This window comes from Sphingobacterium sp. UBA7249, from assembly GCF_002472835.1.
GTDB classification, from domain to species: domain Bacteria; phylum Bacteroidota; class Bacteroidia; order Sphingobacteriales; family Sphingobacteriaceae; genus Sphingobacterium; species Sphingobacterium prati.
Genome location: NZ_DKST01000015.1, coordinates 612,312 through 629,050, shown reverse-complemented (window position 1 = coordinate 629,050; position 16,739 = coordinate 612,312). Strand labels below are relative to the sequence as shown.

The following is a 16,739-nucleotide window of genomic DNA, read 5'->3' as shown; positions in this document are numbered from 1 at the left end:
GCTTACAATGGCAATTATACTTTGTGCATACAAGCTCATGACCGTTTCCTCACCGCTAAAAGCAAATTATTCTGATGAAAAAAACATTCTTATCATTCGCAGTTTTGATGGCTGCCAGCACAGTATCTCTCGCACAGATCAATAAAGCGTTTAAAATCGATTATGCCATTGTGGTTACAAACGCTAACAGCGGTACCGAGCAGGAAGCTCCGGTCTCCTTGTATGAGGCTTATGTCAGTAATGACAAGATAAAAGTGGTCTCCTCAGCGGATGGACAGGAATCTATTTTTCTGGCTAAAAAGAATGAAGATAAGTCAACCATACTCTATCCTTCCTTATCGAAATACACGGTACATGAAGATGAAGCAACTTCCTTCTCGATCAAATTGGTTCCGGGCCAAACTAAAAATATTGCCGGTTACCCTTGCAAGTTGGCACAGATCGAACTTCCCAATATGGAAGATATCGAGGGCAATAGCACCTTATCCATCTGGTATAGTGAGAAACTGCCTGTTATCTATTGGGAGGGTTTTGATATTTTCAAAAAGATTCCCGGTGGCGTTTTACAGGTAACCACACCGCTGGGCGTAGATATTGTGGCACAAAGTGTAGCGAACAGCCAACTGAATGACAGCGATTTTATCGTTCCAGAAGATTATGATCAGGTAGATTCCATCTATGGCGATGAACAGGAGGAAGAAAACAATCAGATGGCGGAAAACCTATACTTATTTGAGGATAGTACTTCCGGTCTTATGGGGTTACAGGATGATGCACAACAAATCGTCGTGCCAGCACAGTATCATTACATTACACCATTTGTCGGTGAGGTAAGCGTTGTCCAGTTTAAAAATGAGAAATATGGTGCAATCAATCTTACGGGGAAAACCGTGATCCCTTTTCAATACGATTATTTAAGCTATGACGATCATTCGGAGCAATTTCTTTTTGGAACAAATGAAAAATATGGCATATTGGACAAAACAGGTAAGGTTCTTATCCCGGCCAATTATGATATGATTTCATTTATCAATGGTGGTTACGCCGTTTTTCAGCAAAATGAAAAATACGGAATCCTAAATCAGGTCGGAAAAATCGTTGTACCGGCAAGCTATAGCTTCATCTCCGAGAATAATGGTACACACTTCATTTCTGTCGAAAATGACAAATACAGCCTGGTTGACATAAAAACAAATAAGATCCTAACGCCAGCCTATGATTTTATTTCAATAACCGAAGAGCCGAATCTTTTCCTTTCGAGTAAAGATGGTAAGTACGGTTATTTGAATGGTCAGGGGAAAATTGCCATTCCTTTTATCTACAGCGGCGCAACTTCCTTCAGCGATGGTTTAGCATCGGTCACAAAAGAAGGATCAGATGATGTGATCTTAATCAATACAAAAGGCGAACAGGTCGAATTGGACGCTGCAGCGGAAGCCGTCGCAGAAGAAATCTAATTCGCATACATTTTTGCTAAAAATAAGGGCTAGTATTCAGTTACTAGCCCTTATTTTTATGAATTATTTTTTTGGTAATTATGTCGTGCTTGCAATCTTCTTTTTGCCAAAAATTTTCTTACCAACCGTGAAAAGTAGCACTGCAATAATGCCGCCTCCAAGTCCATACAAAAGTTCTTTGACTATCCCCGGAAAATCAGGCAAGGCATGATGAAGGAAATCGATATAATGGGTAAAAATACCTCCCGAAACCAAAATTAAGGCGATTGTGCCCACGACCGCCAACAATTTGATAATAAAGGGAAGGGCTAGCACCAGTAATTTGCCTAAGCTGGCCAATGGTCCTTTTTCGTTCGCGCTTTTGATCAACTTATATCCCGCATCATCCATTCGAACAATTAATGCAACGATACCATACACACCCACGGTAGCAAGAAGAGCAACTACACAAACGGTAATAATCTGCAAAGTCAGACTTTTATCCAAAACTGTTCCCAAGGCGATGATAACAATCTCCACAGAAAGGATAAAATCTGTTGTGACTGCCGCCTTGATCTTGGATTTTTCAGCTTCCATATCATTCTCTTCGATAACTTCTTCGGTCTTTGTTTCGCCTTCATGATGCTTCCGATGAAATAAGTATTCGATAATCTTTTCAACCCCTTCAAAGGCCAGATAGAATCCGCCCAAAATCAAAATGTATTTGATAGCGATCGGAAAAAAGACATTCAATACCAAAGCTATGGGTACGATAATCAGTTTATTAATGAGTGAACCTTTGGTAATCGCCCATAGGACAGGTAATTCCCTAGATGCCAAAAAACCTGTTGCTTTTTCCGCATTCACGGCCAAATCATCACCCAAAATTCCTGCTGTTTTCTTGGTTGCGATCTTACTAGCAACGGCAACATCATCCATTAAAGCTGCGATATCATCTAAGATTGCAAATATTCCTGAAGCCATATTCTATTTAAAATTTAAACGTAAAAATATAAATTTAATTCAATTCGCAACTAAGTAATTTAACGGGATTGCCATAATCGTCTATAAACAGATCTATTTTAATTGTGTATTTTAGATACAAATTATACCAAATATGAAAAAATCACTTTCAGCGACGGAGCAAACAGCATTATTAAATGTGCTTAAGGCCAGATTTGAGACTAATATGAAAAGGCACCGAGAGCTGGTTTGGGAACCGATACAGCGAAAAATCGAAGAAAACCCGGCCAAGGCCTGGAGTTTACAGCGAATGGAGCAGAGTGCAGGCGAACCCGATGTGATCGGTCTTGATCCAGTCAGCGGAGCCTATTTGTTTGTCGATTGCGCTGCTGAAAGCCCAAAAGGAAGAAGGGCTTTATGCTTTGATCAAGCCGCGCTCGATTCCCGAAAAGAAAATAAACCTGCAGACAGCGCAGTTGAAACAGCCAAACAAATGGGTGTCGAACTACTGACGGAAGAACAATATCGACAGCTGCAAACTTTGGGAGAATTTGATCTGAAAACATCAAGCTGGATACAGACCCCTGCCAACATCCGCCAACTCGGAGGTGCTCTATTTTGTGACCGGCGCTATAATCATGTTTTCACCTACCACAATGGCGCAATCTCCTATTATGCTGCACGTGGATTTAGAGCTATACTACACCTTTAAATAACACGAATGAACAACCCGTTTAACATAATTTAAGCTAAAAATGAAAAAATCAATAATCGTATGGCTTAGTCTTTTCTGTATCGTTTTGTCCAAGTCAGTATCCGCACAAAGCCCTTTTCCGACCTTTCTCCAAGGCACTTGGAAAGTAGTGAATAAAGACAGTTACGAACACTGGGACCGGGTCAGCGACAGTGAATTAAAGGGCATGTCCTATGCGATAAAAAATGGTCAGAAAATAATCAGTGAGTACCTGAAAATTAGAAAACTGGGCAATAAAGTCATCTATTCGGCCCTAGTGATCGGTCAAAACAATGGAAAAGAAATAGATTTCGAATCAAGCTATCAGGACAGCACGTATTCGTTTAGCAATGTCGCCCACGATTTCCCCAAACACATACGCTATACCAGACTTGAAGGCGATCGTCTGCACATCTCAGTTGAGGGAAAATCCGGACAAGGGCACGCTTTTGATGTACATAAAGTAATACATGAGTCACATTGACTTAAAGCTTCGGGAACAATAATTTTTTATTTCAGTGATTCCTCATGACAGACAGTTGTCAGTTGGCAGATCTATTTTTGGAGAAAAGATAAAACGCATGAAAAATAGATCTATTCCTTCTTTTAATATTATTGGAATTGCGATACGCACAAGCAATCAGGACAGTCAGGCTGCCAAAGATATTCCGGAACTATGGGCTCGATTTTTTGAAAATAATATCATGAACCGGATTCCAAACAAAGTCTCCAATGCACTCTATTGTGTTTATACGGAGTATGAAAAGGATCATACACTACCCTACACCACTTTGCTGGGCTGCAAGGTTGCCCACCTCGATGATGTCCCGGATGACATGGACGGTATACGCATTGAGGAAAATGTCTACCACCATGTCGAAGTTGAGGGAAATCTGGAAGCGGGCATTGTTTATGACGCATGGCTTAACATTTGGGAAGCGGATCTTCCGCGCGCATTTTCAGCCGATTTTGAAGTTTACGGAGAAAAAGCGCAAAACCCGGAGCAGGCTAAAGTTGATATTTTCATCGCTCTCCAATAAGCATAGATACGCTAATAATATCCGTCAGGGGAATAACAGCTAAGTCTGCTATACCCCTGGCAACATATACCGGCTCGGCTAGCTAATGTAACAATAGGTATGTCGGATTAGACTTGCTTTTATTTTAGCCAAAATATCTTTTACCTTTGTGCCGATTTAAAACAAAATAATATGCCGGGCACCATGACACATCGAAAGAAAATTGTTCGATATAGCTACCTTAAATTAATTGCAAGCTCAGTTTTTGTCAGCTTCATCTGCTGTCTGTTGGCTTATAGTCTCAAACACATCACGGGATATATCCAGGAAAAAATAGCCGAAAGCGTTTTGGAATGGGATCCGAAATTATTTATCATATTACCAAGCCTTGGCATCACCGCGATATACTTCCTCCGGAAATATGCTTTTCGCAACAGAAAAAACAAAGGGATCAAAGAGATTTACACGACACTCGAGACACGGAAAGATCATTTACCTTTTTTTAAAATACCATCCCATTATATTAATGGCTTTTTGACTGTTATTTTTGGGGGTTCAACCGGGATTGAAGTCTCTACTGTGGTAGCAACAGCTACTGTCGGCAATCAAGCCTATAAACACCTTCACCCTGCTTGGGCCTACAAGACAGAATTGATCTGCGCGGGCGTTATCGCTGGAGTAACCTTATTGTTTGGCAGCGCATTGGGAGGCCTATTATTCGCCTTTGAAGTTATCGCTAGAAAATATAACAAAACATTGGTGATAAGCGGTATCAGTTCGATGCTTGTCGCTTCGTTGTTCGTTCATTATACAGATGCAGCCCCATTGTTTAACTACACAGCAAAGCAATGGCAATGGCAAGCGGTCCCTTTTATTGTCATTCTAGGATTAACAGCCGGTTTGTTGGCGCTTTATTTTACTAAAATTGTGATCTATGCAAAGTCGTTCTTTGCTGGAATAAAGAATAACTTTATTCGAGTCAATTTGGGAGCCATCTCCGTGGGTGCTCTAATTTTTTTCTTACCTGCCCTCTATGGTGACAGTTATCATGGTCTTGGGGAAATCCTGGAAAACAGTTTACATGGATCGGTGAATTTGCTATACTTTCTTCCATTGCTTTTATTAGTGCTGTTAAAACCATTGGCAGCAGCGCTAACCTTGGGGGCAGGCGGCGATGGTGGCGTTTTCGCTCCAAGTATCGTTACAGGAGCACTCCTTGGAGTATTTTTTGCTCAATTTTGCAATCATTATCTCGGTACACATCTTATTGTCATCAACTTCGCCTTATTCGGTGCAGCAGCTATGCTTTCGGCAGCTATCCATGCTCCGTTTACAGCGATTTTTATTGTTGCAAGTATCGTTCCTTCAGGCTATATACTGTTTGCTCCCTTGTTGATGGCCAGCCTTGTCGCTAAACTGCTTGCCAAAAAGATCTACCCTTATAATGTATATACGTATAAAGAGGTTGCCCATAGTTAATAGCTCAATTGCTTATCTAAGGCGCATCAAAACAGGGCGATTCATAAGCTCAATTTAACAGACCAAAATGTATTGGTAAATGCACGGGGTCTCAACATGTAAACAAACCATAAAAAGCAGTTCCATTCATTAATGAAACTGCTTTTTAGTAAATCCATGTCAGTCTTCACGGCTACCATCATCCGCCATACGAACAATCTTAGGCGAGAACTTCGCTACAATATCGACCAATTCCTCTTGGGATGCCATGACAGTATGGATGTCTTTGTATGCCATCGGCGATTCATCCATTCCCGCTCCCAATAAGGTAATCCCCTGATCAGTCAGCATATTTTTCAGGTCAACGGACGAAAGCGTTTTGATCGCCTGCGTACGACTCATCAAACGCCCCGCGCCATGGGAGGCCGATTGGATCGCCGCCATCTCACCCTTTCCGCGAACCAAAAACCCCGGAGTCGCCATGGAACCGGGAATAATCCCCATGACTCCTTTGGCCGCAGGAGTAGCGCCTTTTCGATGTACTACAACCTCTTGGTCATTCCAGCGTTCTTTCCAAGCAAAATTATGATGGTTTTCAATTTTCGCCAGCAGCTCGGCGCCCAAAGCAGTTTTTATCTTTTCATGGATAACTTCGTGACAGGCAGAAGCGTAATCACCCGCCAAATTCATTGCCAACCAATACTCCTGTCCTTCCATTGTATCTAAGTCCAGATAAGCAAGATGCTGCGCTTGATAAGGCAGCTTACATAAAGACTTAGCCAATTTGGTATAGTGAGCAGCCACGGTGGCCCCCAATCCTCGTGATCCGGAATGTGTCAGCAAGCCTAGGTAAACTCCTTTCTCAATATCCAGTACTTCATCCTTTTCATTGAATTCCACCATTCCAAATTCCACAAAGTGGTTACCGCCTCCTGAAGAACCTAACTGCGTCCATGCTTTATCTTTTAACGATGCAAGCAGATTATTCTCCGAAAACAAGGTGTTTTCCAACACTGCATGCTCCACGCGTTCGTGCTTCAGATACCCATTACCGGCGCCAAATCGCGTATGTTTCAGGATAATTTCCTTTAATGTATCGGTATGAGTTTCTAAAAGGGATGCCGGCAAATCAAATATGGACAAAGCCATTCGACAACCAATATCAACACCTACGCCATACGGGATTACCGCATTATTGGTGGCCAGCACACCGCCGATCGGCAGGCCATAACCTTGATGGGCGTCCGGCATTAATGCACCGGCAATGGTAACAGGAAGCTTCATCGCCACTTTCATCTGCTCTTTGGCTCCCGCTTCTATTTCAGACTCTCCATAGATAGTGTATTCCATAGGATTCTCATTTAGGGCAATCAGGGAGGCATCTACTGCATCCTGGCCTAATATGGCATGTGCCAATATATCGAACACTGTATCTTCCACATATGCAGATGGATTTTCCAGCACAGCCTTAAATTTGTCCAACATTTCTGTTTTTGTCAAACCATGTCGCTTGCTGTTGATCTTCAACGCAGCACCCAACGTATGATTTTCTTTATATCCCAATGCAATCAGGTCATTGCCGTTGATTCTTTTATTTTCCATTTTTTATTTTTTTGTTATTGAGGGGAATCAATCGGATTCCAAACAGGTGGCAATAACCTCTTTACAATTGCCACCTGCACCTCTTTTTTCCAATTTTATTTCCTTTCTATGCTCGTTATTTGACAAACAATTGCTTTAACTGATCGACAATCTGTCCATTTCCTGAAACAGATATGCTATTGATCTTTTCGGCTATTTTTTCTACATATTCCATTTCTTTCAATTTAAACAACATGTTGTTCTCCTCCATAAGTTTCGCCGTGTTGAGCAAACTTCTTGTGGAAGCGGTTTCTTCACGCCGCATAATAATATTTGCCTGTGCCCGTTTTTCCGCGATCAGCACTTGATTCATAATATCACGGACATCTCCGGGAAGAATAATGTCTTTAACACCGCAAGTTAATAAGTGTAACCCCAATCCGGCGATATAATGAGTGGTATTTTCCAGAATATAGCTGCTGATCTCGGTCTTCTTCTCCATCAGTTCGTCCAAAGTCATTTGCCCGATATAGGTACGCAGATTTAACTGCATTACCGCATACAATTGCTTCTCGTATTCTTTATGATCCAACAACGCTTTGACGATATCCACGATTTGATATTGCAAAGTGAAATTGACCCGTATCTGTGCTTTGTCCCGCGATAGAATCTCTTGTCCGACCACATCCAAGGTCAATACACGCATATCCGCTTTGGAAACTGCGATTGTTTTCGCATTCTTCCACCAACAATATGTTCCCGGATTCAAAATTTCTGCGAACACGCCATCAACAAAAAGTAAGCCCTTCTCATTTGGTTCCACTTTATATTGACGGATATAGCAAGCCAATGTTTGCTTTTCAAACAATTGACGGTTGACAGAAGCCGGTATTTCGATTTCCGAAATATCCTCCAATTGAAATTTACGCAACTGCAGACCTTTCCAGAATACATGTCTACCCGCCGCCAATGTCTTCTCAAAATTATTGTTTAAGAAAACCAGCGCAATGGCGGTATCCTCCACTTCGACAATGTCAACCAGTTCACGAAAACCCTCCAGTAGCAAGAGCACATCAATGTTGTGGTTGGACGGAAATGAATGTGCCCTATTGTATAGCTCCAGTTTTTCGCCGAAACCCAACCAGTATTTACCGGTTTCCAATACACGGATGACTTGGTTATTCTTAACCACCAATCCAATTTCATTGACATTTACTTGTACTCTTTTCATACTATCTGTTGTTTTATACTATTATCTAATGAAAAAACCTGCTATTATTTGTCCATCGATGCAAGGCGGAATCAAAAAGAGCCCATACAGATCTTTACATTTAGAAACTTCAAGACAGCTAGCACCGCTAGCTACTATCTGACTCTTCCTGTATTGGCTCTGTATGAGATGTTCCCGATCACAGGCCCTTCATCAACTGTCCCGAAGAGAAACAATGCACTCTCCCGGACCAGACAAACTATAGCAAGCTTTAATTAACTGACCTTTTTAAAGAAGGTTAACTTTCAAATCCAGAACCTAAATTCTGTGCAATACCCTTATGCTATTCCATCCGAAAATAGAAGTGGGATTCGAACCCACACGATACAAACAAATGCCATGCTCTACCCTTGAGCTACCCCTTTCGAGGGAAGGATTCGAACCTTCATCCCTGACAACCTTCTCTCATGCTTGTCATCTTATCAGTATATTGAATCCCCGCTGGGAACAACACTATCCTGCTATACAGAAACAAGAAACCGGGATGCAAATCAAAGCCTGAGAGTATTTTCGTACTTCCCTAACAGAGAAGCACATATCTTAAAAGCATTTTGCTATTATTTTCATCAAAGAACGTTTATCATCGCTGACATGACAAAGATCGCAGGACTAAAGCGCAAGCGATCTGCGCAGTAATATTAATTCTACAAAAAACAATAAACAAAAACACAACACACTGATAATAAGTTGTAAAAAATTTAAAAAGAGACTACACACAAGAAAAAATATGTTGTAATGCGCAATTAGAATGCGTAGACAAGAAGAAACCAAAGCGTAATTGGAGCATGACGGTCTTCAATGACGATAAATATCACTGAAATCCATGATAACAACTTCTGATATATACACTAATTTTACATCTGCATAAACAATATCAATTCATCCTAAAATGAGTGTAAAAATATTTTCAGTTATATTGGCTATATCGCTTGTCAACACAGGCTGTCTGAGTTCGGACAAGACAAATAATCCGGCGAGGGAAATCCGTAAAAACGAAACCAAGGTACTGCTACCTGACAGCACAAAAAACAATGATCAGGTCGCGTCAAAAGCAGTTGCAGATCCGGCCAAAGAATGGCTGGAAACCATTTTTCACTGCGAAGGCAGAAAACCCGGGAAGTATTGCTATTATTTAGACAAGGAAGAGACTATCTGTACGGCACGTTTTATGGAATTCCTACACGATACCAATGAAATCTATGGTCCTTCTAACCTGACAGATGCTGAATTACCCATAGCAGAAGCACGATACAAAACCAAATGGGAAAAGATTTATCCCCTTTATACACAAGAAACGTGGTTATTTGGCCGAGGCAATGATGATGCCTTAAGGATCAATAGCGTCCTTATCAAAAAGTTAGGCACAAATAAATACAGTGTATTTATAGATTATAGTGATGATATTAAGACGCAAAACGAAGTACAACTGGTTGTCGAAAAGAATAACTATAAAATTGATTATTGCAAGACAACCTTTGTACAATAATAGCATTATAAAACAGTTGATTTGACTTAAAAAGCCACTTTCTATTTTTGACGATAAAAAGTGGCTACAGTACTATAAAATGGGGTTGTTTAAGCGGGTTGAATGGGTGTCGAATTATGCCATTTTACGATATTGCCCTTATGCAATAGTCCGTCTACCCCGGAGATTCTTGATACTGCTTCAGCGGAGCAGCTTGCATCCACCAGTAGGAAACTTGCCTCATCACCTACATTGGGCCATGTCCTATCGCCTTTATCATCTAAAGGTAATTTCCCATTTGTAGCATAACGCAGACAACGGGATAGGTCAAATTCTGTTTCAAAGCCATATAACTGTGCAGCAAGATTCGCTTTTTGCAGCATATTTCCACTGCCGAAAGTACCCCAATGATCCTGTACATTATCATTTCCCGTAAGCACCTCCACTCCTGCCTTGCGTAATTGCGGTAATGGCATGAGCATATTCCGAAAAGGAACCGAACTGGCGATGCCGATTTTGGCTGCAGCCAAACGTTCGGCGGTATATTGCAGATCCTTCGGTGACATATAGCCTAATGCAAAAGCATGACTGATAAATGTACGCCCCTGTAACTCTGGATTCTCAAGCGCTTTGTCTATTAAATAATGAATGGTTTTAGCACCTGACTCTCCACCCTCATGCAAGTGAATATCAATGCCTTTTTTGTTATCCAAGGCTAACTGAACAGTAAAGTCCATCGGTTTCTCGATACTTCCGTCTATACTATAAGGATCTAAACCGCCTATAAAATCAACCTTGTCCCAAGCGGCAATTTCACGCATCAGTCCAGTTGAATCGGTGTAATACAATCCATGTTGCGGGAAGGCAACTAATTCTGCACCAAAAGACGCTTTCACATGTTCCAGCGCCCTTAGCAGATGTTCCAATGATTTAGTCCCAGAGGTTGGGTCAACATTAAAATGTGTCCTCGCAAAATGAGTTCCATAACCCTGCAACAGCATAATTAATTTCTCCGCTCTTTCCACTGACGTTTTGAGTAGTTCAGGTATGATTTCCTGCTCACGGGCGATCATATCTTTCACCGTCCTGTTTTTAGGAAATACAGCCTTCCAGGGAAGACCATATAGTGTTTTATCCAAATGGATGTGCATATCCTTAAAGCTTGGTAAAGCCAGCTTTCCCTTGGCATTGAATGGACCGGTTCCATCGCCGGTTTGATCCGGCCTAATTTCCTTTATTTTTCCATCGGCTATCGTTATGGAAAAAAGCGCTGTATCCGTTCCAATAACTTGTCCCTCTCTATAAAGGAAACCTGTTTCCAACCGTACATTTTCCAGAGTATATTGCTCGTTGCGCTGAAATAGTTCGTTCATGACATTATCTTTTTTTCAAAGCTAGACTATTTGCAACTTTCTGCTTTGTAGATATTATCACATCATTTGTAAATATTATGGCTGTGACTTAAACTGACTAGGCGTCATATCCGTATGGCTTTTAAAAAACTTGCTAAAACTAGCATTGTCATAAAAACCCAAGTCAAAAACAATATCCTTAACGGATTTATTCGATATTTTAAGCAATCTCTTGGCCTCCAGCAATATCCGCTCCTGAATCAAAGACGAAGCCGATATCTGAAAAATTCTGTTGGTCAGCACATTCAGATAATTGGCAGAAATATTCAATTTATCCGCATAAAAAGCCACAGATCGTTCAGTCTTATACCAACTATCAATCAATTGTACAAATTTCGCAATGATCGGGTTAGCCTGATACTGGTCATAATCGTTAAAATTGTCCGCGACAAATTTGCTGATCAGTAATGCTATTACTTTGACTCTAGCATAAATCAGTTCCCAAAGAATTTCTTTTTCTTTCAAGTCAGCTGATATGGCTCGAAACTCCTGCTCCAATGCCTGATAACTTGGTCTGGATAACGCGATCACCAAATGCCGTAGATAATACGACACGGGAAAGCGTAAAGCAGGTAAAAGACTTTCAAACCATGACCTACTGATCATCAATTGCAATCCTTGTGTAGGGTCTGTCATTGACCACTGGTGTACTTGTCCGGGAAATACCAGATGCAATTGGTGCTCGCCTAAACTAAAAGTTTCAAAGTCAACAGTATGCGTACCTGTCCCTTTTTCGAATAGCAGTAAAATAAAAAAATCGTGCTTGTGAGGCTCTTCAATCTCCCGACTTCCAGTCAATTCATGAAAAAGTAAATCTCGATCGGACATTATTCCATCGTAGAATTTCTGCAGATTTAATATCGGGAAATGGTCAGTGGGATGATGCATAAACAGTTTCAAAGATAAATCATAAATCCTGGAAAACAAAAAAGGGACATTTCATTGTAGCGCTTGAATGAATTTTCTCCTAATTAATGTGTTTAATGCAAAAATATAGTTACTTTGATTTCGGCTTACAGAAAATCAAGGTTATACCAAGCTAAGAAAGACAGCTTAACACAAAATTCAACATATTGATTTTCAAATATTTTTAAAAATTTTTATTTTATATGCAGATCGAAATTGATCATAATTTTTATGAAATCGTCAGTTGGAACAGAGATTATATCCAGATCCAAGGAACAAAATCTCCCTATCGTATCTATGCTCCGCCCTATTACGATATTGCCTCTTTGAAACAATATATCAAGCTCAATCCGCCAGTAAATCAGGAAGAAGATCAGTCATATTCTTATCTTGAAACTCCTTATTACCTGTTCAGAACTCCTTACCTTGTTAAGATTTTTTCGACGGTATCCCCTGCTACCATTGAACTTAAATCAAGTAGCATCTGCATTTATCAACGAAAGAATGTAGACTCATTAAAGTTACTCAAAGAATGGAGTATGGATCTTTTATACAATGAATTGATCAAAATAGTATCCTATTGGGAAGAGCAACTGGATAACTATAGGATCACGGCTATCCGCCTAAGCAAGCGGTTAAGTGCGGATTATAAAATCGAAGGCAATGAGATCAGTTTTTCTTCCCGATTGATTGATCTTGATAAGGGACACTTGAATCTGATTGTTTTAGCGGCATTTTGTAAATTTTCCAAAAAAAACAAGAAAGAATCCGAAGCTATTTATAACTTGTACATTCCTAATTGGAGGGAGCTTAATGTATACTAAAACATGGCAGAAACCGCAATACAATTAACAGTCGCAGTAGACGGCAATTTTGACTCACTGATTGATGATCCTGTTCAGTTTTCGAAACTATTAAGTCCTGAACAATGGCATCGGATCGACGATCATGTCGTTAGTCAGCTTGAAGATAAAGATGGGGCTCCGACCCTGATCGATTTTAGCGTCAGTAACATTATATTTGATCCAACTGTCTCAAAAGGCTCATTTCGTGTTCATTTCAAAATTTCCCGACAATTCTGTTGTAGTGACATTGCTTCCTGTCAGACGGATTACATCGATTTCAGATTCACAAAAGAAGGTAAAACAATCAATATAACAGGATCTTATATTTTATGGATAATCCAATAAGAAACTTATCTCACCATCTTTATAAAATCAGCTGAATTCATTCTTATTCTATCAAAATGATAATCCCTGAGCGCTATAAAATTAACACAACCTCTTTTCACTTTTATTGGACAAAGGGTATTGGTGCTAGCTTATTGGCTAAATTGCCGACCGCTCCAGACTTGACTCATGCAGCGCAATTTATACCGCTGCTCTACCAGTATGATCAGGCCTGTGATCAGTTGGTAGAGCATTTACATCTGAAAATTGGTTTCGCCAAGGGACAACAATTGATCCGGGATTATCTTGGTGGTAAAGCGGTTGAAGCTCCTTACTATGGGCTGATTTCGGAATTTATGGATACACTAATCTTGGAGCCCGAGTGGCTCGATTGGCAAAAAATACAACAGGGAATCGAACTTAGTCAACGTTCTGGACTAACCGGACTTATTGTATTACGGGATTACTGTCTCATGGGCGGCTACGAATCGAGTGCGATCAATAAACCCCTAATTTTTACGGGAGCACTGAAAAAAGGTGCAGTAAAACGTTTAACGGAAACCGTCACATTTTGGGTTGATATTACAGCTCATGATGCATTGAAAAAAGGCGGTATCGGTATGGAGGCCATTCTATTGACCAGATGCATCCATTCATTTGCCCGATCGAATATATTGAAACATGGTGATTGGAATTCTGATAAATGGGGCATTCCTTTAAACACCTGGGATATGCTAGCAACAAATCTAGGTTTTTCATTAGTTTATTTAATTGGTCTCAAACAAATGAAATTCAATTTGTTAAAAACTGAAATTGACGGCATATTTCATCTTTGGAGATATGTGGGAACTTTATTGGGCATTCCATTGGCTCTCCTTCCGAATTCGGAGGAGGAGGCCATAAAATCGCTGTACTATTGGACAATGACCCAAAAAGAAGGCGATAAGGATAGCGTCGCACTCGCTCAGGCTCTAATGGAAGAACCGATAAACGCAGCATATCCAAGAAACAAGTTTGGCAGAAAACTCATGCGGGAAGTTCATCTGTATTATAACAACTATCTTTTAGGAGCATATTCCTGTGCGCTATTGGGGCTGGAAAAAACGACTATCGGCAAAATTGCCTACTTCAACATCCTCAAAAACAAAAAGGTAAACAGCCAAATTCAAAACGATAAAATAAGGCAGCAACAGATACGAAAAGGCCGAAAAGTTCATGAGGGAGTCAAACAGATCTATTTGACGTACAACTAACCTACATTTCGTTCGTAGGGTACTCTCGTGGCAATTGATCTGCCTAATGTGAGCTCATCGACATATTCCAGCTCACCTCCAAATGCAATACCACGTGCGATTGTCGTAATCTTAATATCAAATTCACGCAACTTCCGGTACAGATAAAAGATCGTTGTATCCCCCTCCATCGTTGCTGACAACGCCAGAATAACCTCCTCTACACCACCACGTTGAATACGATTGAGTAAAGATTCAATTTTAAGATCGGCCGGACCGATACCATCCATGGGCGAAATCAGTCCGCCCAGCACATGATAAACGCCCTGATAAGAATTTGTATTTTCAATGGCCATGACATCACGTGTATCCTCCACGACACAAATTAAGCTTTTGTCCCGCTTGAAAGAACTGCATATTTCACAGGTCGTATGGTCCGAAATATTAAAGCACTCCTGGCAATACTGAATATCTTCCTTCAATCGGTCAATAGAGGCAGTAAAACGGGCCACTTCAGGATCGGATTGCTTCAATAAATGCAAGACAAGCCTTAGCGCTGTCTTTTGTCCCACACCCGGTAATTTACCAAATTCCGCAACCGCGTTCTCAAGAAGTTTAGAAGAAAAATTCATAATGCAAATGTAAGAATAATCGCAAAAAGTAGCTAGTATTAAAAAAATAGCTATATTGTATTCCTTTTTGAAAAAAAAATGGGTTTTAGAAATTAAATGTATAACGTTATATATGGACATTACAAAAGAAGATAAAATTATCCGCGCTTTTGAGAACAAAACATGGCAGGAAATTAAGGTTAAAGATTCATGGCAGATTTTTAAAGTTATGTCAGAATTTGTGGATGGATTTGAAAAGTTGGCTAAAATTGGCCCCTGTGTATCCATATTTGGTTCGGCACGTACTCCACGGGAACACAAATATTACCAAATGGCTGTGGATATCGCCGCACTGTTAACTGAACGTGGCTATGGTATCATATCTGGAGGTGGCCCCGGAGTTATGGAAGCAGCAAATAAAGGTGCCTATGAATCCGGCGGAAAATCCGTAGGCTTGAATATTGAATTGCCATTTGAACAATTCCACAACAAATATATAGATCGGGATAAATTGCTTGAGTTCAAATACTTTTTTGTGCGAAAGGTAATGTTCATGAAATATTCACAAGGTTATATCGTTATGCCTGGCGGATTCGGAACAATGGACGAGCTCTTTGAAGCAATTACCTTAATCCAAACAGGCAAAATTGCTCGCTTCCCCATTGTATTAGTCGGGACAGAGTATTGGAAGGGCTTAATGGATTGGATACAAAACACAATGCTGTCTAATAAGTATATCAGTGAAGAAGATCTGAAGCTTTACCGTATCGTCGATACCGCTGAAGAGGCAGCAGACCATATTTTCCGTTTCTATGATAAATATTTGTTGAAACCAAACTTCTAATAATTAGCATACGGCATCCATGCAAAAAGGAGTGTCCCCGAAATTGGGTGCTCCTTTTTTTGTATAGTAAAAATCTCTGTTTGTTCAAATCAGACATTAATCTAGATCCTTGCAACTATACCCACACGCTTTATCTGCTACTTCGCGGCAAATTCAGACCATAGCCGGATCTCGGCGAGACTCCAACTGGAAGAAGACTCAAAGTAAAATCCGATAATTCTATATATCTGATTTTAAAATTAAAATCAGATATACCTGGCTTTAGTAATAGCATTTTGATAAATAAATAGTACAACAGGGAAAGATTTTTGAGAGTCCTTTGGACGAAGATTTAGCGCTAAGGTTTTCAAAACGAATAGTAAACATTTTCTCACCTATCGTTGTAAATACGCTCTAAAAAAAGGGCCTAAGCCCTTTTTAATATATAAAGATATGGATAAGATATACCGTAGCTACTTTTAGAAAACGCCCCATCTTTGTTGACTAATTCCGCTATTACAGTATGCATGATCTAAAATAAGGTAAATTAACCCTATAGAGAAAAAAACCAGGGGGGGACAAAAGGGGGACAAATCATAACAATCTGACATACAAACTATTATTACTATTCAATAAAAATATTATTTTTTAATAGATATTA

At 40.1% G+C, this 16,739-nt stretch carries 16 protein-coding genes; 10 read left to right on the top strand and 6 right to left on the bottom strand.

Going from position 1 to position 16,739, the window contains the following annotated elements; genetic code table 11:
- The first annotated feature begins 74 nt into the window (after positions 1 to 74).
- A complete protein-coding gene (locus B4A24_RS13405; RefSeq protein WP_293945595.1) occupies positions 75 to 1,457 on the top strand; it encodes a WG repeat-containing protein in 1,383 nt (460 codons plus the stop codon).
- 78 nt (positions 1,458 to 1,535) lie between these two features.
- On the opposite strand, the gene B4A24_RS13400 is transcribed toward B4A24_RS13405, so the two are convergent.
- A complete protein-coding gene (locus B4A24_RS13400; RefSeq protein ID WP_293945594.1) occupies positions 1,536 to 2,420 on the bottom strand; it encodes a DUF808 domain-containing protein in 885 nt (294 codons plus the stop codon).
- A gap of 133 nt (positions 2,421 to 2,553) precedes the next feature.
- Here B4A24_RS13400 and B4A24_RS13395 point away from each other — a divergent pair, with 133 nt between their 5' ends.
- From B4A24_RS13395 to B4A24_RS13380, 4 genes are all read left to right on the top strand, one after another.
- Complete coding sequence (locus B4A24_RS13395) at positions 2,554 to 3,111, top strand: DUF4256 domain-containing protein (protein ID WP_293945593.1); 558 nt, start codon at positions 2,554 to 2,556, stop codon at positions 3,109 to 3,111.
- 43 nt (positions 3,112 to 3,154) lie between these two features.
- On the top strand, positions 3,155 to 3,616 hold the full coding sequence (locus B4A24_RS13390; RefSeq protein WP_293945592.1) for a DUF6265 family protein: 462 nt from the start codon (positions 3,155 to 3,157) through the stop codon (positions 3,614 to 3,616).
- Between the two features lie 97 nt (positions 3,617 to 3,713).
- Positions 3,714 to 4,172: a GyrI-like domain-containing protein gene (locus B4A24_RS13385; protein ID WP_293945591.1), complete on the top strand. Its 459-nt coding sequence runs from the start codon at positions 3,714 to 3,716 to the stop codon at positions 4,170 to 4,172.
- Positions 4,173 to 4,343: 171 nt separating this feature from the next.
- Positions 4,344 to 5,630, top strand: coding sequence for a chloride channel protein (locus tag B4A24_RS13380; protein ID WP_293945590.1), 1,287 nt, complete (start codon positions 4,344 to 4,346; stop codon positions 5,628 to 5,630).
- Positions 5,631 to 5,789: 159 nt separating this feature from the next.
- Here the strand turns inward: B4A24_RS13380 and B4A24_RS13375 are convergent, their stop codons facing one another.
- Together B4A24_RS13375 and B4A24_RS13370 are read right to left on the bottom strand one after the other, a co-directional pair.
- Positions 5,790 to 7,211, bottom strand: a complete 1,422-nt coding sequence (locus tag B4A24_RS13375) for an RtcB family protein (RefSeq protein ID WP_293945589.1) — start codon at positions 7,209 to 7,211, stop codon at positions 5,790 to 5,792.
- Between the two features lie 115 nt (positions 7,212 to 7,326).
- Entirely contained in the window at positions 7,327 to 8,421 is a 1,095-nt protein-coding gene (locus B4A24_RS13370; RefSeq protein ID WP_293945588.1) for a slipin family protein, read from the bottom strand.
- Positions 8,422 to 9,349: 928 nt separating this feature from the next.
- On the opposite strand from B4A24_RS13370, the gene B4A24_RS13365 reads away from it, so the two are divergent.
- Complete coding sequence (locus B4A24_RS13365) at positions 9,350 to 9,946, top strand: hypothetical protein (RefSeq protein ID WP_293945587.1); 597 nt, start codon at positions 9,350 to 9,352, stop codon at positions 9,944 to 9,946.
- 89 nt (positions 9,947 to 10,035) lie between these two features.
- Here the strand turns inward: B4A24_RS13365 and B4A24_RS13360 are convergent, their stop codons facing one another.
- Positions 10,036 to 11,298, bottom strand: a complete 1,263-nt coding sequence (locus B4A24_RS13360) for an amidohydrolase (protein WP_293945586.1) — start codon at positions 11,296 to 11,298, stop codon at positions 10,036 to 10,038.
- A 75-nt stretch (positions 11,299 to 11,373) separates the two neighbouring features.
- Positions 11,374 to 12,225, bottom strand: coding sequence for a helix-turn-helix domain-containing protein (locus tag B4A24_RS13355; protein WP_293945585.1), 852 nt, complete (start codon positions 12,223 to 12,225; stop codon positions 11,374 to 11,376).
- Positions 12,226 to 12,446: 221 nt separating this feature from the next.
- On the opposite strand from B4A24_RS13355, the gene B4A24_RS13350 reads away from it, so the two are divergent.
- The 3 genes from B4A24_RS13350 to B4A24_RS13340 are packed head-to-tail and all read left to right on the top strand — an operon-like array spanning position 12,447 to position 14,665.
- Positions 12,447 to 13,067, top strand: a complete 621-nt coding sequence (locus B4A24_RS13350; RefSeq protein WP_293945584.1) for a hypothetical protein — start codon at positions 12,447 to 12,449, stop codon at positions 13,065 to 13,067.
- Between the two features lie 3 nt (positions 13,068 to 13,070).
- Positions 13,071 to 13,433, top strand: a complete 363-nt coding sequence (locus B4A24_RS13345) for a hypothetical protein (protein ID WP_293945583.1) — start codon at positions 13,071 to 13,073, stop codon at positions 13,431 to 13,433.
- 56 nt (positions 13,434 to 13,489) lie between these two features.
- A complete protein-coding gene (locus tag B4A24_RS13340) occupies positions 13,490 to 14,665 on the top strand; it encodes an oxygenase MpaB family protein (RefSeq protein WP_293945582.1) in 1,176 nt (391 codons plus the stop codon).
- Here the strand turns inward: B4A24_RS13340 and recR are convergent.
- A complete protein-coding gene (recR, locus tag B4A24_RS13335) occupies positions 14,662 to 15,276 on the bottom strand; it encodes a recombination mediator RecR (protein WP_293945581.1) in 615 nt (204 codons plus the stop codon). The genes B4A24_RS13340 and recR overlap by 4 nt on opposite strands.
- A 118-nt stretch (positions 15,277 to 15,394) precedes the next feature.
- On the opposite strand from recR, the gene B4A24_RS13330 reads away from it, so the two are divergent.
- On the top strand, positions 15,395 to 16,099 hold the full coding sequence (locus B4A24_RS13330; RefSeq protein WP_172394939.1) for a TIGR00730 family Rossman fold protein: 705 nt from the start codon (positions 15,395 to 15,397) through the stop codon (positions 16,097 to 16,099).
- Positions 16,100 to 16,739 lie beyond the last annotated feature (640 nt).

Bases quoted from the DNA above. Each gene is read 5' to 3' on its own strand.
- B4A24_RS13405 (WP_293945595.1), top strand. From the start codon at position 75: ATGAAAAAAACATTCTTATCATTCGCAGTTTTGATGGCTGCCAGCACA.
- B4A24_RS13400 (WP_293945594.1), bottom strand. From the start codon at position 2,420: ATGGCTTCAGGAATATTTGCAATCTTAGATGATATCGCAGCTTTAATG.
- B4A24_RS13395 (WP_293945593.1), top strand. From the start codon at position 2,554: ATGAAAAAATCACTTTCAGCGACGGAGCAAACAGCATTATTAAATGTG.
- B4A24_RS13390 (WP_293945592.1), top strand. From the start codon at position 3,155: ATGAAAAAATCAATAATCGTATGGCTTAGTCTTTTCTGTATCGTTTTG.
- B4A24_RS13385 (WP_293945591.1), top strand. From the start codon at position 3,714: ATGAAAAATAGATCTATTCCTTCTTTTAATATTATTGGAATTGCGATA.
- B4A24_RS13380 (WP_293945590.1), top strand. From the start codon at position 4,344: ATGCCGGGCACCATGACACATCGAAAGAAAATTGTTCGATATAGCTAC.
- B4A24_RS13375 (WP_293945589.1), bottom strand. From the start codon at position 7,211: ATGGAAAATAAAAGAATCAACGGCAATGACCTGATTGCATTGGGATAT.
- B4A24_RS13370 (WP_293945588.1), bottom strand. From the start codon at position 8,421: ATGAAAAGAGTACAAGTAAATGTCAATGAAATTGGATTGGTGGTTAAG.
- B4A24_RS13365 (WP_293945587.1), top strand. From the start codon at position 9,350: ATGAGTGTAAAAATATTTTCAGTTATATTGGCTATATCGCTTGTCAAC.
- B4A24_RS13360 (WP_293945586.1), bottom strand. From the start codon at position 11,298: ATGAACGAACTATTTCAGCGCAACGAGCAATATACTCTGGAAAATGTA.
- B4A24_RS13355 (WP_293945585.1), bottom strand. From the start codon at position 12,225: ATGCATCATCCCACTGACCATTTCCCGATATTAAATCTGCAGAAATTC.
- B4A24_RS13350 (WP_293945584.1), top strand. From the start codon at position 12,447: ATGCAGATCGAAATTGATCATAATTTTTATGAAATCGTCAGTTGGAAC.
- B4A24_RS13345 (WP_293945583.1), top strand. From the start codon at position 13,071: ATGGCAGAAACCGCAATACAATTAACAGTCGCAGTAGACGGCAATTTT.
- B4A24_RS13340 (WP_293945582.1), top strand. From the start codon at position 13,490: ATGATAATCCCTGAGCGCTATAAAATTAACACAACCTCTTTTCACTTT.
- recR (WP_293945581.1), bottom strand. From the start codon at position 15,276: ATGAATTTTTCTTCTAAACTTCTTGAGAACGCGGTTGCGGAATTTGGT.